The organism is Bartonella florencae, assembly GCF_000312525.1.
GTDB classification, from domain to species: domain Bacteria; phylum Pseudomonadota; class Alphaproteobacteria; order Rhizobiales; family Rhizobiaceae; genus Bartonella; species Bartonella florencae.
Genome location: NZ_HE997488.1, coordinates 1 through 799, shown reverse-complemented (window position 1 = coordinate 799; position 799 = coordinate 1). Strand labels below are relative to the sequence as shown.

Annotated in this window: 1 pseudogene; it reads right to left on the bottom strand. The window is 36.2% G+C overall.

The features are described from left to right. Window positions 1-91: pseudogene (locus BN202_RS09830) on the bottom strand (phage antirepressor Ant); the annotation flags it as partial. Window positions 92-799 lie beyond the last annotated feature (708 nt).

Here is a 799-nt window from a genome sequence, read left to right as displayed (position 1 = left end):
CCTCTAAAAACGCATGCAAATCACGAGCGTTAACAGTTTGAACAGTTTCTTGATCAATAACCTGTTCTTTAATTTCTATAAGAGTGTTCATATGAACTCCTTATCGTTAGATGTTTTTCATTGACACTCAATAAAGAGTGCCGGGCGCTGAAAAACACGGCGATAAGTCCGTCGTTACACTTTTCCCTAAAGGGTATTGTATAGTGTAACCACACCCGACAAAATCACTATATGCTACAAAGCATGTGATAAGTCAAAGTTTTTAAATTTCGGCGGGAAGAGATTATTTCGGTAATCTATCCGCTTATCGTTCGGTGTTTTTCAGGCACCTAGCTCAACAATAGACATATTGTTGCCATATTGTCAAGAGGTGACTTCACATTTTTTTAAATAATTATAGATTGTATAGTGTGTATATAAGTACACATTAAATTCGTTATTTATCAATGTGTTATCTGTACAATGTACAGTCGATTTGAAAATTCTGTCGCTAGCGATAGTTCGCGCTCGCCTGCCCCGCAACGAAGCCAACCCGCTGGGAAGTACCTTTTGCATTGATTTTATTGATTTTTTTATGGAAATAACAAAGTGCAAGTGATAATTTTTTTAAAATTGTCATAAGAACATGTAATGCATAAACCAATAAGGATATGTAATATAGAGATAAAGCTTGGGAACATGATCTAGCTTCTTTTATTGGCAGCGTATTCTTGACGAGCAAGTTGTCTCTGTATGTTTTTGGTTAGTCTTTCACTGGCATATTGTGCGATAGCATTTGCAATTTCTGGCTTGGACATAA